Genomic DNA, 18935 nt, shown 5'->3' on the forward strand with positions numbered 1-18935 from the left:
TCATTGGGGGATAAAGAATGTCAGAAGAGATGAGTTTAGAAGAACGTAAAGTGATTTATCGCGCGCGTCGTGGTCTTAAAGAGATCGATGTTTATTTTGACCCTTATGTAAAACAATATTATTTACAAGCGGATGCCCAGGAAAAAGCCTTATTTAAAGAATTGGTCGATCAAGAAGATCCAGACTTGTTGGATTGGTTTATGGAGGTTTCGGAGCCTCCACGTCAAGAGTTAAGAGCATTGATCAATAAGTTAAAACATTATATTCATGGCTGAATCAACACAGCATCAGCAATATGAGTTAAAACCCAGTCGGATTGCACTGGGTTTTCAGCTTTTATGCTTAGCATTCATGTTTATTCTGTGGCTGAAAATTTTGAATATTTGGCTGAGTCTGTTGTTACTGTTGTTGGGATCGATTAGTCTAAAATGTTTGAGAAATCGTCAGCAGGTAAAAAGTTTAGCGCAATTGGACTTAGCTGAATGGGTAATCCAGTATACGGATTTACACAAAGTACAGCATGTTCAGATCAAACAAATGATTGATCATGGTTTTTATGTTGTGGTGTATTTCAATGGAAAAAAGCATTCGAATTTAATTATTTGGCAGGATCAAATGAGCACTTTGGCATGGAAATCCTTAAAATCTCGCACTAAACTTCAATAATTGTCTAACAAACATAAACTTTTAAAACTAAATTTAATCTCGACAAAACAATTTCTTAATAAAAAAAATGGCAATCTGGTTCACATTGTTAGACCAAAAGGATAAAAAAATGCGCAATCCTGCAATTGTCTGACAATTATCTCTGAAAAAACATGATTCTACCTGTAAATTAAAAAACACCAACAGCGAGGAGGAATTTCCAAATGGGTGAAATTCATACGTTTTGGTTCTTAGTGGTTGCAATCGTGCTTGCAATTATATTTGGAAGACTAGGAACTGTGCTGAGGGAACAGATTGAAAAGGCTCACGATAACAAAGTTAACGCGAGTAAATTTAAAACCAATAAGCTCTCACAATAGAGTTTACCTTTTAATAAGTAGCATGTGCTGAACCGTCGCAATGCTACTTTTTTTTGCCTAAAATTTCTATAAAAAAAAGATCAGGTCAATTGAATGCACGATGAAGTCTGTCAAATTGTTCAGATAGAATTAGAGCAATTACTCTTTTATTCGGAGAATGCATCTGATATTGTTATTTAAAAAGGATATAAACACAATTATATAGAGGACAGGAGTATGTCTAAGGCCCATAAATTTGGTCAATTGATGCTGACCGCAGTGATTGCTTCGTCTGTATTATCAGGATGCTCATATGTCGTTAAATCTGGTGCCAATGTCGCGCTTGGATTTAGTGAGAAGCATATTGTGCCGCCAATTTTGGCAGGAAACGATACTGATATGGCATGTAATTCTGGCAATGCATTAACCCCAGCAATCATGGCAACTAAAGATATGGGAGCTGATCCAACCCGTATGGCAGTGTTACTGTATTCCGCTGCGGGAATGTGTGCAGAAAATCGCGCCTTGGATGCTGAACTCAGATATTTACGTGCGTCTAAAGACGGTAAAGTCACAGAAGCTCAAGATGCGCGTGTAGAACAAAAGCGCTGGGCGGCATTGGCAGCTGAACGTCAATACACGGGTTATCAACTATTTGCAGAACGTTGGCAGGCCAAATATAAATATACCTTGGGTGACTCTTGTCCAACCATGCGTAAGGACTTAGATCAAACTATTTATCTGATCGGTTTGCTGAGTGGCTTGCAGGCAATGACCAATGATATTAACTCTGGCGGTGCAGTGAATGTACCCAAGGATATTGCTGCAATTGTTGAACGGGGTATGACCTGTTTGGACAATAACAAATTCTGGGGAGCGCCAATGGCAACACGCGCTGTAATTTGGATATTGTTACCAGGTGCAGGGGATGGCAAGCCAGATCCGACACAAACTTTACAACAGTCTATGCAAATTGCAGAACAAAAAGGTGTACGTTTGGCATTTGCCATGAATGCTGTAGCAGCACAAGCCAGCGGTGATGATGCAAAATTACGATCTGCATTAAAAGCTTATGCTGCATCTCGTGCAGAGGATAAGCCTGTAAACCCTGAGTTTAGATTGTTAGATGGTATGGCGGGTCAGATGATCCAAGGTATCGCAGATCGTTACTGGACTGAAAATACAGGCGTACGCGCACCTGATGATGGTATGTCTACTTTCTGGGATGAACAAGCTTCTTCTGGTGATGACGAGTTATTCAATGACTTGCCTGCACCTACAGAAGATCCTGTTGCCCCTGCAGAAGAACCTGCGAATAATCCATAATATTCATTTTCTTTCTGATGAATAGATTGGTTAGAATCAAAGAAGAGCAATAGCTCTTCTTTTTTATGGTGTCGCATGATCCAACAGAAGCATAATCAGAATCTTTGGTTTATTGGTTTAAGCAGCATTTTTTTTGCAGTATTACAGCTTTTTCAAAATACCCTGATTTATCAATCAGACTTATTTCTGACTCAACCTTGGCGTTGGTGGACAGGGCATTGGGTACATGTGGGGTGGATTCACTACAGTTTAAATGTGCTGGCATTGGCATGTCTCCCGTTATTATTTCCTAATATCCAACAAAAAGTTTTAATTCTATTGTTGCTGGTTTTATCGCCTTTGCTCAGTCTTTGTTTCTATCTGTTTTATCCCCAGATTTTTGCTTATGCTGGCTTATCGGGGGTATTGCATGGTCTATTTATTTTTTGTGCAATTGTAAGCTTACAACAACCACAGGAACGTAAATTTGCCGCCTTGCTACTTTTACTCATACTTGGAAAAATCGCTTGGGAATATCGTTTTGGTGCTTTGCAAACAGAACAATTGATTGGTCATCCTGTATTGACGCAAGCACATTTACTTGGTGTCATTTTTGGCAGTATTTGCTCAATTTTAACTTTGGTTTTTCATTTCAATGTTTTAAACAATGAGTGATATTGCAAGGGGAACAGAAAATTTAAAAAAATTAACTTCTTACAATTGATTGATTTTGACCTACATTTGTTCTTGATTCTTTAATGATTCAGAGTATTTTAGTAAGAATAATAGATAAACACTGATTTTTGCTCATATTAAATTATAAATTTAGAGGTGAGTTGACAAAAAGGTCGCCAAAAAAATTAATCTTTGTCATGTTTTTTTTAGCAAAATTACGGCAAATTTAAGATGTACCGATAGGAATGGGTATTGGTAAAGGATTTTACCTCTGACCTAATAATAAAGATAAGTTATGCAAGCAATTGCATAGTGGTTATAAAACTGGAATAACAATGCAAGAACCTGTAAATAATAGATCGGGATTAGGTCTACTCAGTTATCTCTGGAATGAGTGGTTCTCAACCTTTTCCATCCTTATTCTACTCCTGCTGACCTTGATTATTGGGACAGGGGATATGATCCATGGGCAAATGCTCCGCCTAGGCGAACGCTTGTATGGCGATGAAAAAATTGGAATGCAATATTCCTTTTTACGTGCCGAACCAAAACAACCCTCATGTGATCGCAATCAAGACATCGATAAACTCGTAAAAGAAAAAATGCAACAGGAAGCCAATGATCCTGATGCTGCGTTTTTCGGGTTAACACCTGAGGCGGATGTCCGAGCGTCATTTGTTTCAGCACAGAAAGACTGTGAACAAAAATATGCGTTCTATGATAAATCCATGAAGCATATGGAAGATCATCCATCCATTCGTACGTATCGTTCAATGGAAACCGGGTTTTTCTGGGTACTGAAGTGGGGTTCTGAACATCGCGTCCTGATTTTAATTTTAATGGTGGTGATTGCAGCAATCACAGCATCATTAAAAATGCATCATATTGGTTTACGCCCTGCACGAACCAAACTTGATTTTAAAGTTTATAACGTTGCAATGGTGCTTGGTAATGCACTGCTCAGTTTCTCCGTCATTAGTCAGTATCGTTCAGTACAGAACTCAGGTGTAGAATCGACACTGGAGACCATAGGGGTATATTGGTTATGGATGATTTTATTTAGCGTCTTGACCGTGATCAGCCTCTATAAATTATTCCGCACACCTGAAACAGCCGAAGAAGGTGGGAATTTTGGACTGGCACTGCTCAGCATTCCTTTATATGCCTTCATGGCGATTGTAACGGGTATTGCCTTTACTTTCTTTATGGACTATCCAATGGGACAAGGGATTTACCTTGGCTTATTGACTGAGTTCTCTAATATCTTCCTGAACTTAGCGCTGTTCATTTGGGCGGGGATGTTGCTGACTCAAACCCGAGTCATGGACTTGTTCTTGGCGATTTTACGTCCTTGGAACTTGGCGCCAGAAACATTGACTTGGATCATTTTGATTGGTGCTGCAATTCCTACAGCCTATACTGGCGCATCGGGTATCTTCGTTGTTGCCGCGGGTGCGATCATCTATAAAGAAGTATGGAATTCTGGTGCACGCCGTCAGTATGCATTGGCTGTTTCAGCAATGTCAGGTTCATTGGGTGTGGTATTACGTCCATGTCTGTTGGTGATTTTAATCTCAATGTTGGATAGCCGCCATGTCACTTCTGATGAGCTATTTGATCACGGGATCTATGTATTCTGGTTAACTGCATTTATTTTCTTGGGGGTATCTTTATTCCTTGCTGAAAATAAATTCCGCATTAACTCACCCAAAGTTGCAGTTCCAGGTATGTTGCGGGCATTCTTACCTGTGATCCCATATATTTTGATTGTTGCAGTTGTGATCGGCTTCTATAAGTTCGGTTTAGACACGCAAATGGATGAGTTTACTGCACCTGTTATTCTTCCAATCATGCTGTTGGCATTTATCTTGTTTGATAAATTATTTGGCAATAAATTACCAATTCCAGAAAATCCGAATAAAGCACTTGCACTGGAACATGAAAAGAATTCAGAGTACTTACGTGAGCATGGAGATACCGCAGAAACTAAGCGTGGTTTCCGTAGTGCGATTCGTTTTGCAACCTCTGAGAGTGTAGGACATATTGGTGCGCTGATTATCCTGATGGCATTGTCTGCAAGTGTGGGTGGTTTGATTGAGCGTAGCGAAATCGTGACCATGGTTCCAACGCATCTGGGCAGTATCTTGGTAACGCTTGGCTTTATGGCGTTATTGCTGGCAATGATCGGTATGACGACAGATCCATTCGGTGCTGTGATTCTTGTTGCTGCAACGATTGCGCCAGTTGCATTTGATAATGGTATCCATCCAATCCACTTCTGGATGATTGTATTGGTTGCATTCGAGTTTGGTTATGTGACGCCACCAGTTGCACTGAATCATTTGCTGACGAGGCTCTCGGTAGGCGATGCTGAAGTTGCCGCCGCTGATGCTGAAGCGAAAGCGAAATACACCAGCTTCTACTATCGTTATGAGCGTTGGATTTTACCAATCGTGGTCTTGTTCTCTGCCTTAATGATCGTAACCTATGCACCTTACTTATTTAATCTATTTGATTGGTATAGTGCGAAGTAATGTTCACAATTTAAAAAGCGCCCTAGGGCGCTTTTTTTGATGTTGTGGATGATCGAGAGAAATCACAGCTTTTAAGTGCTGATATTTGAGTGAAAGTTAAAGCCAATATCGGTTAATCGTTGTAATCCATAGGTCTATGAGTATGGAAAAACTCGATGACCCTGTTTAGATTGAATCTGACTGAAACTGTTGAATGTATTCACTGGGCGTTAAGCTGGTCTCTCGTTTAAACATGGCACTAAAAGCACTCGCACTGTCATAACCCAAATCCAAAGCAACATTGAAAATCGACTTATTCATCGCGAGATCAATCATTGCCTGCATCAGGCGAGCTTGGCGAACCCAATGACTAAAATGCATTTGGGTCTCTTTTTGAAAATGTCGTGTAAGTGTTTTAGGGCTGATATGTAAAAGTGCTGCAGCGTATTCTAAACTCCAATCCTGAGCCAGATCCTTTTTAATTGTAGTGCAGAGCTTTTGCAGTTTAATCTGCTGCGGTTCGGGCAAATTAAAAGGCAGTACATGTAAAAGTGCAACTTCGTCCAAAATGAGCTCAAGCAATCTTTGTTCGCGGCTCTGTGGCTGAATTGGACTTTGAATCTGCATGGCATGACGAATCAATTCTTTGAGTAGCGGAGAAATATTTACGACACGGCATCCATCTACCAGCTTTTCGCGTGCATGAGGCTCGATAAATACCCCATAGGCTTGAACATCACCACTGATGTGCAAAGCGTGAAGTTTATAGGCAGGAATCCATACCCCACGTCCGGGAGGCGTGATCCATGTTCCCTCAGTAGTTTGTACTCGAATTACCCCTGTGAGGGTATGAATAAGCTGAATCCGATCATGGCTGTGCCAATCTTCTACATGACCATGGGTATAATTTTCAGTAAATGCAAAAACAGGATAATCTAAAAATCCATGGTCATAATTGTTGCCCAAACCCATCCCTCCAAATTTATTTCTGTCTCATTTCTATCACCCTAAAATTCAAACATGCGTCAAGATGTCCTTTTCCCGATGATTGTTGTCATTTTGTCGTATAAGCTCGAAATCAATATTTTTTAACATGATTGATTCCTTCTGTACAGGCAGAATCTTATGTTTCAAAAAGCGTATTTCTATCCCTTATTTGCCATTTTGTTTTGGGCTGGAAATGTCATCGTGTCCAAAATGGCCAGTCATACTATTTCACCTGTCGCGATTACATTTTATCGTTTGGTTTTTGCCTTGGCTGTTATGAGTACTTTTGTCCTGATTCCCACATGGAAAAATCGTAAAGTCATTGCTCAATACTGGAAGCATTTGGCTTTAGGTGGCTTTCTATCTGTCTCATTATTCCAATTTTTATCCTATCAGGCTGCTGCTACCACCACTGCAACCAATATGTCGATTGTCACGGCGTTGATTCCCTTATTGACCATTATTTTAAGTACGTGGATTTTGAAAGATCAGGTCAGTTATGGTCTGGTCATGGGGGGCGTATTGTCTTTTTATGGTATTTTATATTTATTGAGCCAAGGGCATATTTCTCAGGTGTTTAATCAAGGCATGCATCTTGGTGATGTGTTGATGCTTATTGCATCAATCGGCTATGCGCTATACGGGGTATTGCTAAAGCGTTGGAAAATGCCGATTCCTGCGTGGCAAGCGAATTTTGTCATGTCGAGTTTTGCAATAATATATGTTTTACCTTTTTTTATTTTTTTGCCTGCCTCTCAAATGCAGTTGAATCAACACACTATTCCTTTAATTTTATATGCCAGCATTTTCTCTTCCATTTTGTTGTCTTATTTATGGATTGAGGGTGTAAGGCATTTAGGACCGAATAAAAATAGTATTTTCATGAATTTACTGCCGATTTTTACTGCTTTGATTGCAGTGGTATTGCTGGGTGAGCATTTACAAATCTTTCATTTGATTGGTGGTGGTCTAACTTTATGTGGAATTTTATTGGCACAAATGATGCAGAAACCGATTCAGTGGGGTAAACAAAATAAATCACCGCTGGATTCACTTTAAATCTTCTACTGACTATAAAAAAAGCCTAAACAGCATGTTTGTTTAGGCTTTTATGAATACAGCGCATTATTGCTTTTGAGCAGCAAGCTGTTGTTCTAGTAATTTAATCTGCTCTTCTTTCAATTGAATCAATTGATCTGCATCCGCATGTTGAGCTTTAAGATTCTCGTGTTGATCATCCAATTGTTTTTGAATGTCTTCTAACTTGGCAACTTCCTCTTTTGCCAAACTGGCATTATCAGGAATTTTATCTTTTAAAATCGATTCATCAACCAGTTCCACATTGACCGCTGAAGCAGCGCTTTGCTCAGCGGGCTGAGCGGTAACTGGAGCAGTTTCTGGTACTTTTTTGGCAGGTGCAGTTTGATGAATTTGTTCATTATTTTGTGTCGTTTCGGATGAGTGACTCAACCAGAAAAAAACAGCAACTAATAAAATAACCGCAATTAAGCCACCTGCAATGATCCACATTAATTTCGAATTATTTCTTTGTTCTAGATACATTTTATAAGATCCAATTTATTTTGAAGAGCGAGGCTTGAATTGAATCACCCCAATTTCATCAGGTATGGCTGGCTCTTCAGGCGCATCTACTTGCGTAGGGCGATTTTCAGAGTAACCACACTCGATGCATTCAATCCATTCAGCATCGCCTTGAGTGAGCATTACAATACGATCCATCGCTTCACATTTAGGACATTTTGCACCAGCAATGAAACGACGTTTAATATTCATACACCCACCACACTTTAAACAATTTTGACCATTAGTTTAAGCGTTTTTTTAGCTGTTCGTCCAACCTTGATGACGCAATAATGCATCTATTTTCGGCTCACGACCACGGAAATTGATAAATGCGTCAAGTGCTGTATCTTTTCCGCCAACTGCAAGGATTGCCTTACGGAATTCCTGTCCAGTCTGGGTATTAAAAACGCCTTCATTTTCAAAACGGTCGAATGCATCACTGGCTAAAACCTCAGCCCACTTGTAGGAATAATAGCCTGCAGCATATCCACCTGCAAAAATATGACTGAATCCATTTTGGAAGCGGTTATAAGGGGCAGTTGCTAAAACTGCATATTTATGGCGAATATCATCTAAAGTGGCTTGAATCTGTTCTGCATTGAGTGCAGGCGTCATTTTGTGAATGGTTAAATCAAATAAGGCGAATTCGATTTGACGTAGAGTTTGCATACCGGATTGGAAGAAACGTGCATCTAACAGTGCTTTAAGCAGATGGTCTGGAAGTGTTTCTTTAGATTCGATATGTTCACTGATTAAAGCTAGACTCTCACGATCCCAAGTCCAAAACTCCATAAATTGGCTTGGCAATTCTACTGCATCCCACGCGACACCGTGTGTTCCTGCAACTGCAATATTATCCACTTCAGTAAGCATATGATGTAAACCATGACCAAACTCATGGAATAAGGTATTGACTTCATCATGGGTTAATAATGCCGGTTGATTGCCTACTGGTGGGGTAAAATTTCCAACCATATAGCAAATGGGTTTTTGTAACCCTGTTTCAGTTTGCATACGTGACCGGAAGCCACTCATCCATGCACCGCCACGCTTACCATTACGTGCATAGAGATCAAAATAGAATCCACCAATCACAGTTCCTTGATCTTCTAGCTCATAATAATGTGCATCTTTATGCCAAAGCGGAGCTTCACGCTCAATCACTTGGATACCATACAAGCGTTTTACAACATTGAATAAGCCTTGAATTACTTTAGGTGCAGGGAAGTAAGGTTTTAAATCTTCTTGAGAAAGATTGAACTGTTGAACTTTAAGTTTCTCAGAATAGTAGGTACTGTCCCAAGCTTTCAGTTCATCGATACCCTCTTGTTGAGCGATGGCTTTGAGCTCATCAACTTCTTTTAATGCTGGAGTACGCGCATGTTCTGCTAAATCCACAAGAAATTGATCTACAGTGGCAACATCTGGTGCCATTTTTGACGCAAGTGAATATTCAGCATAATTATCAAAACCTAGAAGCTTTGCCATCTCCTGACGTAAGCTCAGAATTTCAACCATGACAGGCGCATTGTCAAACTGGGTGTCGGCTGCTTGATCAGATGCACGTGTTACATAGGCATGGTAAATCTCTTCACGTAAGGCCCGATCGTCCGCATAGGTCATGATCGCCAGATAAGATGGAATATCTAAAGTTGCAACAGGTTGGTCTAATTCGCGTTGTTGTCCATATTGTTTGAGCAATTCAATGCTACTTTGTGGTAAACCTTTTAACTGATCCGTAGTTAAAACTTTGCTATAAGCTTGGGTTGAGTCTAAAACATGGTTCGAAAAGTCTGACGAGAGCTGTGATAAGCGCGCTGAAATTTCAGCATAGCGTTTTTTGGCCTGACCTTCTAAAGCGACACCTGAAAGCTTGAAATCTCGGAGAGCGAGTTTAATTGCACTCTGTTGAGCTACTGATAAGTCAGTAAAAATCGAGTTGTCATATATATTTTGATAGGTCTGGAACAAAGCAACATGTTGACCAAGCTGGGTGTAGTATTCGCTGAGGCTTGGTAATAAGGCTTGATATACTTCGCGTGTTTCAGCATTGTTCATGACCGCATTGAGGTGTGACAAAATTCCCCAAGATTCACTCATATTGTTTTCAAGTGTATCTACCGTTTCAATCACAGCAAGTTGTTGCTGAATCGTTTCAGGAACTTGAGCCAATTCATTTAAAAAGTTTTGACCATTTTGAATGGCTTGTTCAATATTTTGTTTGAGTTGATCTAAGGTGATTTGATCAAATTGAGGGACGGGCAAAGTTGCCTTTTCTAGAGTCATGTGCTTCATGCCAAATCAATTCTAAAGTTATAGATAGATGTAGGGCTTTTAAGCGACGAAATCAAGGCATGACAATAAAATTAACACAGTGCTTAGTTTAACTGTTTGGTTTTGATGTTGTATTCAAAAGGTACAGAAAATGGTCCAGTATCGAAACTAATGCCTAAGATATCTTTGTTCAGATAAAAACCATCTGCTTTTTCTAGATCAATAATCTTTCGATCTTCTGCATAGTCTCGATATAGATATTGTAGATCTGCGCTGTCACAATTCTCGGTAATTGCTGATTTTTGTTCCTCCACACATGGATCAAGTTGTTTGGCAATTTCGTTTGAAATCTGGCTTGCCGACAATTGATATTTTTTGAGTATTTGTGGCAAGTTCACGAATTGTTTGTTTTTTAAATCGATCACGTAGTATTTTTCACGATAATAACTTCGACCGCCTTCAATTTCTAAATGTATTTGAATACTTAAATAGTTTTGATCCTGATAAAGGGACTCTGCACTAAAATCGATACGTGTAGCATCATCTGCCAAAAGTTCGTGTTTGATCTGTTGGTTGATCTTTTCAAAGCCTTTGCCTTGGATAAAAGGAATAGTTCCTGAAAAGTTTGTGTATTTTGAAGGAATCGTTTGAGTTTTAAACATGATGGTTTCAGCAGAAGCTACACAGCTGAGTAAAAGTATTACAAGTGACAGGGTGGTTTTAATTTTCATAGTATTATTGCTAGAGTTATTTGAGTTGCTATGGATAGATTATAAAATAAGGGAAATCCATAATGGTACAAGAAAAGTATTTATTAAAAGTAGTAAGTTTTGATCCGGACCAAGAGCCAGAAGAGCAACATATTTATTTGATAGAGGTTTATGAATTTGAATTAACAGGAAATCTAATTGTTTTTAAAAATTGCATAAATTCTAAGATCTTAGATGAAATGGATGAGCTACATTTACTGAAAAGACGTAGAAAAATTGACAACCTCTACTTTGTTTTGATGTATGAATTGAGTGTAGGTGATAAAGAATTTTCTAACGATTTACATTTTTCTTATGAGTTTAATTATACGAATTCTGATCTGATCGTTTATGACTTTACTCATGGTGGGGATGAAGAATTCGAGGAGCCATCATTAAATGAAAAAACTGCATTTTTCTTAAAACAAAATCAATTTTTAAAAAAATACTCTGAAAATAAAATATTTATAAAACAATGGCTTGAATTGAATGAGTTTGAAAAAGAATGTTGGTTAAAAGTTGCTTATAAGGTTACTTGCAATCAATACATAAATGAAAACATTTCAAAAGTTAGCCATATTATTTTAGATGGAAACTACATACATTCGGAAAGTGATCTTTATTGTTATATTGGGGAACAAGTTTGTGGCATTTTGGGTTATATGGGATATAGTACATCAGCTTTAAGTAATTGTTTAACAAGAGAAAATTTAATACCTATTTGTAGGTCATTAAATATTACTTGGAAGAATTTTAAAAGTTCCGAGCTAAATTTTAATTGCATTGATGATTTAAATTATTTGGTTGAGCTACTCAAAGAGGATGCCATTTTAAAAATTCAAATTTAAAACTCTGATTATAAAAAAAGAGAGCCGAAGCTCTCTGATTTTACAGTAAGTCAAAATCATTCATCTTTTGCTTTCGCATTCGACTTTTTCTTTTTTACTTTTTTCTTCACTTTATCTTTAGTCTTTGATTCAGACTTTGTTGAAGTACTTTTTCCAGATTTTTTACTGTAAGAGCTGGGTTTTCCTTTGGCTTTTTTCTTGCGAAAGGGACGTTCTCCATCTTCACTGACATTTACATGATCAGATTCAGACTTCACTTTGTTTGGACGCTCAGAGAAAACTTCTTCTTTTGCGGTAGGTTTGGCAACACGTGGCGCACGACTGCGAATCGCACGACCTGCATGAGACAGTTGTTGCAGCAACTCAAAATCAATCTTACGCTCATCCAGATTAACGCCCGCAACCTTAATCTTCACTTCATCGCCTAGACCAAAAACCTGTCCACGATTTTGTCCGATTAAAGTTTGACTCATTTGATCATAAACAAAATAGTCATCGCCCAACTGACTCACATGCACCATACCATCGACATACAAGTCTTTTAAGGTGATGAATAATCCAAACTCAGCCGTTGCACTGATTATACCGACAAATTCTTCTCCCAAATGTTGCTGCATGTAGTGACATTTCAACCATGAGGTAACAGAACGAGACGCTTCATCTGCACGACGTTCAGTTGCCGAGAAATGTTCACCCGCATCATCTAATGCCGCACCAGAAAGTGGATACTTTTTGTTGGTTAAACTGGCTTTGATTGCACGATGTAAGAGCAGGTCAGGGTAGCGACGAATTGGAGATGTGAAATGCGTATAAGCTTCATAAGCCAAGCCATAATGGCCTACATTTTTTGGTCCATAAAAAGCTTGCATCATTGAGCGTAACAACACCGCATGAATGCTTGGCGCATCAATACGATCTTTGGTTGCTTCAATCACGGCTTGATAGTCGGCTTGAGTCGGTTGATCAGGGAATTTAAGACCCAGTAATTTAACGAAATCTTTAACTTTTTGAATGCGTGAAAACTCGGGCGCTTCATGCACACGGTACAGCATTGGAACTTCATTTTTTAAACAGTATTCTGCTGCCGCAACGTTAGCCAGCAACATACATTCTTCAATCAGTTTGTGTGCGACATTACGTGTGCGTGGAAGAATTTCTTTAATTCCCCCTAATTCATCAAAGGTCATATAGGTTTCAACGGTTTCAAATTCCATCGCATGACGTTGTGCACGTAAACCTTTTAAAGTTTCATACAATTGATAAAGCGTGTTGATCGATTTACGTACATCTCGATCTTCAGGAATTGCGTTGCTGTCGCCGTCTAGGTACTGGGCAACTTGAGTGTATGTCAATCGTGCTTTTGAATGCATGACGGATGGATAGAATTCAAATTTAGTCACACGACCGGCACGGCTCAAGTTTAAATCACACACCATACATAAACGATCAACATGCGGATTTAAAGAACATAGTCCATTTGATAACGTTTCAGGCAACATGGGCAATACATAGTGAGGGAAATACACGGATGTACCACGCTCTTGTGCTTCATCATCTAAAGGTTGACCGATTCGCACATAATGGCTGACATCCGCAATTGCCACGACCACACGATAACCACCGCCTGGACGTTTTTCTGCATAAACAGCATCATCAAAATCGCGGGCATCTTCACCATCAATAGTAACCAATGGTAGATCACGTAAATCTATACGACCTTGACGATCTTTTGCAGTCGGCTCTTTATAGGCTTCTGCTTCTTTGATGACTTCTTCCGGGAATTCATAAGGTAAACCATATTCTAAAATGGTTTGGGGAATGATAATTTCGGTATCTGCTTTATCCGCCATGGATTGAATCACATGACCAGTTGCAAATTCATCACGGGTTGGATAGTCATCGATTTCAACACGTAAAGCATCACCCACTTTGGCTTTTGCATGTTCGATGAGTTCTTTTTCTAATGTTATGGGTTGATGTGCATTGGGATTTGCAGGTTGTATAAAGTACTCGCCCTCAAATTCTGCAACTTTACCAATAAGCTGCTTCACTCTGCGCTGAGTGACTTCGGTGATATATCCCCACGCTTTCCCTTTTCGGTCTACAGAGGTTTGCTGAACTTTTACTCGGTCGCCATGAAAGACTTGGCGTAATTCACGTTCTGGTAGTAAGTATTCTTCTTTTTTACCATCCAGACTGGCAACCCCTAAGCCTTTTGCATTGACATAAACTGTGGCATCAAGGGTCGGTTGATCTGCCATCAACTGATACTTAAAACCGTCTTTCATCAACTGACCATCACGCACCATCGCACTTAAACGATGGCTTAAAGCATCTATACTTTTTTGATCGACAATTTCAAACAGTTCTACAAGATCTGCATGTGACAGTGCTGTTTGCTTTTGTTCAATAATGTCTAAGATCAGTGTACGACTTGGAATGGGATTATCGTAACGTTCAGCTTCAGCTTTGGCTTCAGGATCGACCCAATTTTTCATGATGTATTTGGTTTCTAGTCAGAAGATAGGATTAGCATAAGACATACTGTGGAATACTGCACGTAATTGATTGCAATATTGTGTTTTTAATTTGGTTTTTTTAGAAATTGGAGATGTTTTTTAAGGTCGTGATTATTTTGCAGCATAAAAAAACAACAAAATGATGAAAAACGCTTAAAAAGTATTTAATTGAGTAAATTTCTCTATTTTTTTTAATCTCATCACTTGCCGAATCGGGTTTAACTTTGTATTATGGCGGCTCGTTACGGTGAGATGGGTGAGTGGCTGAAACCACATCCCTGCTAAGGATGCATACGGGTAACTGTATCGAGGGTTCGAATCCCTCTCTCACCGCCAACGATTACTTATGACGCGCTCATAGCTCAGCTGGATAGAGCACTTGGCTACGAACTAAGGGGTCGGGAGTTCGAATCTCTCTGAGCGCACCAATAAGTTAATCAAGATGTAACGAATGCCTTTAGGCAACACAAGTATTGCGCTCATAGCTCAGCTGGATAGAGCACTTGGCTACGAACTAAGGGGTCGGGAGTTCGAATCTCTCTGAGCGCACCAACTTGAACATCCTTGGATGGTAAATCAACCGCTTAATTGCGGTTTTTTTGTGCTTATAATTTACGAAAGTGATTTTAGTTTTTCAACAGATAGATTCTCTTGACTATTTTTCGAAAAATAAAATAGCTCAATGCGATGATTCCAATCGCAATGCCAGAGATCTCTAAATAGGAAAAAGTTTTAATTTCAAAAACTAAAAAAATACTGGTTAAACAAATGCTCAGCCACAATAAAAAGAAAAATAGGATTTCATTAAAAAAGAATATTTGAAACAGCCATTTGCGTAGTTGCCTATTTTTGATTCGAGTCAGAAATAAAAATCGATGTTTAAAATTTAATGGAATGTTTGATGAAGTTTCTTCTTTGGACAAAAGTATTCGATAAAAATGCGCTTCATCAAAAGATCGGTTTAATTTATTTTCAACAGAATCATTTAACGTTTCGTTTCTCTTTAACCATGCATCCACTTCAGTACAAGGCAGTAAAGACTCACCCAAACCGTCTATATCTAAATATCGATGTTGTGGTGTTTTAAGTTCAAAAGATTTTGGAAGCCAATATTTGGATGGTGATGGGCATGACGGATCACGATATTTTTCTTCAATGAAATTGATCATAGCCAGCATCTCGTTTTTTGCCTCTATGCTCAATGGATCAATCATCATTCCCATCATATCAGTCATGTTAAGCTCAACTGAAAAGGTTGGAGTCCGCTGTAAATATTGTAAAAATGATTGGGCTAAAATTTCTACTTTTTCATCATTGTAGAGTGCTGACCATATATTGAGTCTGGATTCAAATGTTTCACAACTTTTTAAGATTGTCGCACGAAAGACGTAATAGCTTAAGCCTTCTTCATTTTGAAGAGAGTGAATGTCTTCAGCTTTAAATAAGGCCAACCAAAAAATCGGGATCGCGTATTTGACTTGGATGTATATTTCATCACTGGATACAGACTCTTGTGTCTGATCTAAATTTGATGAAATTCGTAAGTTTGAGTAGTGTCCCATTTTTTAACATTTTTATTTGAGTTTCACTTGAAGATTATACTCAGAAAATCGTATCTTGATCTAAAGCAATTTATGAATTTATGCACGTCTATTCTTGTCGCGAAGCCAGCGCTATTCGCCCAATTCCCTGATCAAAAACTTTAAAATAATAGTTTGAATATTGGCTTTGAAGGGATCCCATGACTGCATATACCGACGGATATTATATCTATGAGCATGTGGATTTCATTTGCCATTTTAACTTACAGCAATGTGATGGCTGTAATCGAACCTTGACAGGCTTTGTCTATGAACTCCAAATCCAAAGTCTGGACAATGAGTCTGTGATTTTTTGTACCGAATGCATGGAGCAATTGGAATTGGTAAATGTGGATTAATGACGACCAATCATATGCTTTATTGTTTTAATTTTCTCGAATATTCTCAATAAAAAATCAATGATCAACCATTATTTTTTATCGAAAAGCTTATCTGATAATCATATTTATTTAGAAAAAAATATCACAGTAAGATGCGCCAAAATTATTTTCTCTGCTTGAGCACATAGCAATAAAATAATGATTCTGGACGATCTCTAATAAAGGTACGACAGCAGATTCATTTTTTCTAAATCCCATCCTGAAATTAAATTACAAAAGTATGAGCAAAATACATAAACCTTTGATGCTTTAAAAGATGGTCGTGGTGTTGCGTTTGCGTATGATAACGTGTTGGTTTTGGCTTGGGCAAAAGAAAATCCTCATGATATGGTGGGGGTCACGATGCTAGGACACATGACTTGATTGCACCTGCGGTAAAGAAAGGTGACAAAGCGTTTTTAGATTGGTTAAACCAAGACCTCGAAAAATTATCTAAAGCAGGGGTAATCCAACAAGCCTATGAGAAAACACTCAAACCTGTATATGGCGATAGCATCAATCCAAAAGATTGACTGGTGGAATAATGTCATTATCAGCTTCTACGACTGAAAAAGCTTAGGTCGTTGAGTACAAGGAAAGCGTTTTGCAACTAAGAGATCTTTTTGACCACGGTATCTTGTGCAAGAATCTGCTTTCCTTGTTTTGTCATGGGTTGCATAAGTGCTAATTCATCTCCTGTGTGTTGATCTATCAAAATAGAGTGGGGTTGATCTTGATCAAATAAAAATTGTTCACCCCATTGTCTGAATGCAACCACAATTGGAAATAACGCAATGCCTTGTTCTGTCAATACATATTCAAGATAAGCAGAACCATCTGAAGCAGGTTGAGTTTTAAGAATCTGTGCATCAACTAATTTGGTCAAACGATCGGACAAAATGTTTTTGGCAACATTTAAATTTTTTTGGAAATCGCTAAAACGTCGAAGACCATCAAAAGCATCTCTAATAATCAGTAAGACCCAACGATCTCCAATCAACTGTACTGAACGAGCCACTGGGCATGCTTGGTATTTTTCTTGATTCATTTTTTTTACACGCCATCAAAACTAAGACTATAAAACCAGTTGCAATTTAAAACAAGTTTAAGTATTTTTAATCTGGTTTTAAATTAAAACCAGGTTGGCATGAAATGAAAAATAAGACGATCCAAGCGCAACAAATAAAAGCCCATCAAGAAAACTTCTCAACATTCTCACTGGTTTTGGTGATTTTATTGGCATGTGCTGCGGGGTTGAGTGTGGCAAATGTGTATTATGCCCAGCCTTTACTGGATTTGTTTGCTCAAGATTTTAAATTGCCTTATTCATGGGCAGGTCTCGTTGTTTCATTGACTCAAATAGGCTCAATCATTGCGCTGATCTTTATTGTGCCTTTAGGTGATTTACTACAACCAAAACGATTGATATTGTTGCAAATACTGAGTTTATGTTTGTCCCTGATTTTATTTGATTGTTTCAAAGCATATTGTTGCTCTATTTGCGAGTATTTTGCTTGTGGGAATGCTGGGAACAGCAATGACTCAAGGGCTAATTGTATACGCCTCAGTATTGGCACCTGCTGAAGCACGTGGAAAAGTAGTGGGTATGGTTCAAGCAGGCGTGTTGTTGGGCATACTTTTATCCAGAGTTGTGGCGGGAACTTTAGCCGATTGGTTCGGGTGGCAAGGAACTTATGTATTTTCACTCATTTGTATGAGCATGATCTGTATGCTGTTATGGAAATTTCTACCGATGACTTTTCAGGGTATTGCATCATCTAAAAAAAACACTTACCGGCAGATTATATTTTCCGTATTTGAGCAACTATATCGCAATCGTGTTTTACAAATTCGTGGTCTATTGGCTTTGATTATTTTTATCAATTTAAATCTTTTTTGGAATGCTTTGGTTTTTCCTTTATCTATCCCGCCGTTTGAATATTCACATCGTTTAATCGGCTGGTTGGGTGCGATTGGTGCGATCGGCGCAGTAATGGCGATTCGTGTAGGAGTATTGGCAGATCGTGGCTATGCACAACAGGTCACCCAATTTGCATTTTTACTCATGATCATTTCGTGGTGGGTGTTGAGCAGTTTGTATTTCTCGATTTGGATCTTTATTTTGGGTATTGTCTTGTTGGATGTCGCTATTCAAGCAGTACATGTGATTAACCAAAGTTTAATCTTTCTAACAGACATTCAGTTACATGGGCGTTTGGTGGGAGCGTATATGTTGTTTTATGCATTGGGTAGTTCTATCGGTTCAATCTTGGCAACCACTTTATATAGTTCTTGGGGATGGTCAGCCGTGTGTTTGGCTGGAGGAATATTAAGCTTAGTTGGATATTTATTTTGGTATTTGACCAGAAGGATCGTTGTTGAATGGCAAAAAAGTATGCTTCAGCCGATTGTTAAAGCTTAAAGCGACTGCTTTTTAACTACTTAGAAAGCAATAGCCCAAATACTAGACACTTAGACGATAACAGGATAAATAGGACTTAACAAAAAACTGAAAAG

At 38.6% G+C, this 18935-nt stretch carries 18 protein-coding genes, 3 tRNA genes and 1 pseudogene; 14 read left to right on the forward strand and 8 right to left on the reverse strand.

What is annotated here, in order from left to right; all coding sequences use genetic code 11:
• Positions 1-17: 17 nt before the first annotated feature.
• From OSH00_RS08430 to OSH00_RS08450, 5 genes are all read left to right on the forward strand, one after another.
• On the forward strand, positions 18-275 hold the full coding sequence (locus tag OSH00_RS08430) for an FAD assembly factor SdhE (protein WP_266130038.1): 258 nt from the start codon (positions 18-20) through the stop codon (positions 273-275).
• The gene (locus tag OSH00_RS08435; protein WP_266130039.1) at positions 268-666 is read left to right on the forward strand and encodes a hypothetical protein; all 399 of its coding nucleotides are present in this window, start codon (positions 268-270) and stop codon (positions 664-666) included. Before OSH00_RS08430 ends, OSH00_RS08435 begins: the two co-directional genes overlap by 8 nt.
• Positions 667-1241: 575 nt before the next feature.
• Positions 1242-2330: a hypothetical protein gene (locus tag OSH00_RS08440; protein WP_266130040.1), complete on the forward strand. Its 1089-nt coding sequence runs from the start codon at positions 1242-1244 to the stop codon at positions 2328-2330.
• A 75-nt stretch (positions 2331-2405) separates the two neighbouring features.
• A complete protein-coding gene (gene rrtA, locus OSH00_RS08445) occupies positions 2406-2984 on the forward strand; it encodes a rhombosortase (RefSeq protein WP_266130041.1) in 579 nt (192 codons plus the stop codon).
• A gap of 335 nt (positions 2985-3319) precedes the next feature.
• Positions 3320-5518 (forward strand): TRAP transporter large permease subunit, encoded by a 2199-nt coding sequence (locus OSH00_RS08450; RefSeq protein WP_266130042.1) that lies wholly within the window; start codon positions 3320-3322, stop codon positions 5516-5518.
• Between the two features lie 165 nt (positions 5519-5683).
• Here the strand turns inward: OSH00_RS08450 and OSH00_RS08455 are convergent, their stop codons facing one another.
• Positions 5684-6463: an AraC family transcriptional regulator gene (locus OSH00_RS08455; RefSeq protein ID WP_266130043.1), complete on the reverse strand. Its 780-nt coding sequence runs from the start codon at positions 6461-6463 to the stop codon at positions 5684-5686.
• Between the two features lie 159 nt (positions 6464-6622).
• Here OSH00_RS08455 and OSH00_RS08460 point away from each other — a divergent pair, with 159 nt between their 5' ends.
• Positions 6623-7543, forward strand: coding sequence for a DMT family transporter (locus tag OSH00_RS08460; RefSeq protein WP_266130044.1), 921 nt, complete (start codon positions 6623-6625; stop codon positions 7541-7543).
• A gap of 66 nt (positions 7544-7609) precedes the next feature.
• Here OSH00_RS08460 and OSH00_RS08465 read toward each other — a convergent pair whose 3' ends face one another.
• The 4 genes from OSH00_RS08465 to OSH00_RS08480 all read right to left on the reverse strand — a co-directional run bounded on the left by OSH00_RS08465 (position 7610) and on the right by OSH00_RS08480 (position 11073).
• Complete coding sequence (locus OSH00_RS08465) at positions 7610-8047, reverse strand: hypothetical protein (RefSeq protein WP_266130045.1); 438 nt, start codon at positions 8045-8047, stop codon at positions 7610-7612.
• Positions 8048-8062: 15 nt separating this feature from the next.
• A complete protein-coding gene (locus tag OSH00_RS08470) occupies positions 8063-8272 on the reverse strand; it encodes a YheV family putative zinc ribbon protein (protein ID WP_266130157.1) in 210 nt (69 codons plus the stop codon).
• Positions 8273-8326: 54 nt separating this feature from the next.
• Positions 8327-10354, reverse strand: a complete 2028-nt coding sequence (locus OSH00_RS08475; protein ID WP_266130046.1) for a M3 family metallopeptidase — start codon at positions 10352-10354, stop codon at positions 8327-8329.
• 92 nt (positions 10355-10446) lie between these two features.
• On the reverse strand, positions 10447-11073 hold the full coding sequence (locus OSH00_RS08480) for a hypothetical protein (protein ID WP_266130047.1): 627 nt from the start codon (positions 11071-11073) through the stop codon (positions 10447-10449).
• Positions 11074-11135: 62 nt separating this feature from the next.
• Here OSH00_RS08480 and OSH00_RS08485 point away from each other — a divergent pair, with 62 nt between their 5' ends.
• A complete protein-coding gene (locus OSH00_RS08485) occupies positions 11136-11939 on the forward strand; it encodes a barstar family protein (protein ID WP_266130048.1) in 804 nt (267 codons plus the stop codon).
• A gap of 56 nt (positions 11940-11995) precedes the next feature.
• Here OSH00_RS08485 and rnr read toward each other — a convergent pair whose 3' ends face one another.
• Complete coding sequence (gene rnr / locus OSH00_RS08490; protein ID WP_266130158.1) at positions 11996-14440, reverse strand: ribonuclease R; 2445 nt, start codon at positions 14438-14440, stop codon at positions 11996-11998.
• A 264-nt stretch (positions 14441-14704) separates the two neighbouring features.
• On the opposite strand from rnr, the gene OSH00_RS08495 reads away from it, so the two are divergent.
• The 3 genes from OSH00_RS08495 (at position 14705) to OSH00_RS08505 (ending at position 15010) form a co-directional block, all read left to right on the forward strand.
• Positions 14705-14794 (forward strand) — tRNA-Ser (locus tag OSH00_RS08495).
• Positions 14795-14809: 15 nt separating this feature from the next.
• A tRNA-Arg gene (locus OSH00_RS08500) sits at positions 14810-14886 on the forward strand.
• A 47-nt stretch (positions 14887-14933) separates the two neighbouring features.
• Positions 14934-15010: transfer RNA gene (locus OSH00_RS08505), tRNA-Arg, on the forward strand.
• A 74-nt stretch (positions 15011-15084) separates the two neighbouring features.
• On the opposite strand, the gene OSH00_RS08510 is transcribed toward OSH00_RS08505, so the two are convergent.
• A complete protein-coding gene (locus OSH00_RS08510) occupies positions 15085-16020 on the reverse strand; it encodes a hypothetical protein (protein ID WP_266130049.1) in 936 nt (311 codons plus the stop codon).
• 179 nt (positions 16021-16199) lie between these two features.
• On the opposite strand from OSH00_RS08510, the gene OSH00_RS08515 reads away from it, so the two are divergent.
• Positions 16200-16397 carry a hypothetical protein gene (locus OSH00_RS08515; RefSeq protein WP_196075046.1) on the forward strand — a complete coding sequence of 66 codons (198 nt, stop codon included), beginning with the start codon at positions 16200-16202 and terminating at the stop codon, positions 16395-16397.
• A 199-nt stretch (positions 16398-16596) separates the two neighbouring features.
• A pseudogene (locus OSH00_RS08520) lies at positions 16597-16951 on the forward strand (type 2 periplasmic-binding domain-containing protein); the annotation flags it as partial.
• A gap of 77 nt (positions 16952-17028) precedes the next feature.
• Here OSH00_RS08520 and OSH00_RS08525 read toward each other — a convergent pair.
• Positions 17029-17466: a winged helix-turn-helix transcriptional regulator gene (locus tag OSH00_RS08525; protein WP_266130050.1), complete on the reverse strand. Its 438-nt coding sequence runs from the start codon at positions 17464-17466 to the stop codon at positions 17029-17031.
• A 104-nt stretch (positions 17467-17570) separates the two neighbouring features.
• Between OSH00_RS08525 and OSH00_RS08530 the strand changes: the two genes are divergently transcribed.
• Both OSH00_RS08530 and OSH00_RS08535 read left to right on the forward strand, forming a co-directional pair.
• Positions 17571-18002, forward strand: coding sequence for a hypothetical protein (locus OSH00_RS08530; RefSeq protein ID WP_266130051.1), 432 nt, complete (start codon positions 17571-17573; stop codon positions 18000-18002).
• On the forward strand, positions 17941-18840 hold the full coding sequence (locus OSH00_RS08535; RefSeq protein ID WP_338150154.1) for an MFS transporter: 900 nt from the start codon (positions 17941-17943) through the stop codon (positions 18838-18840). The genes OSH00_RS08530 and OSH00_RS08535 overlap by 62 nt, the downstream gene beginning before the upstream one ends.
• Positions 18841-18935 lie beyond the last annotated feature (95 nt).

The sequence above is a fragment of the Acinetobacter nematophilus genome (assembly GCF_026344175.1).
GTDB classification, from domain to species: domain Bacteria; phylum Pseudomonadota; class Gammaproteobacteria; order Pseudomonadales; family Moraxellaceae; genus Acinetobacter; species Acinetobacter nematophilus.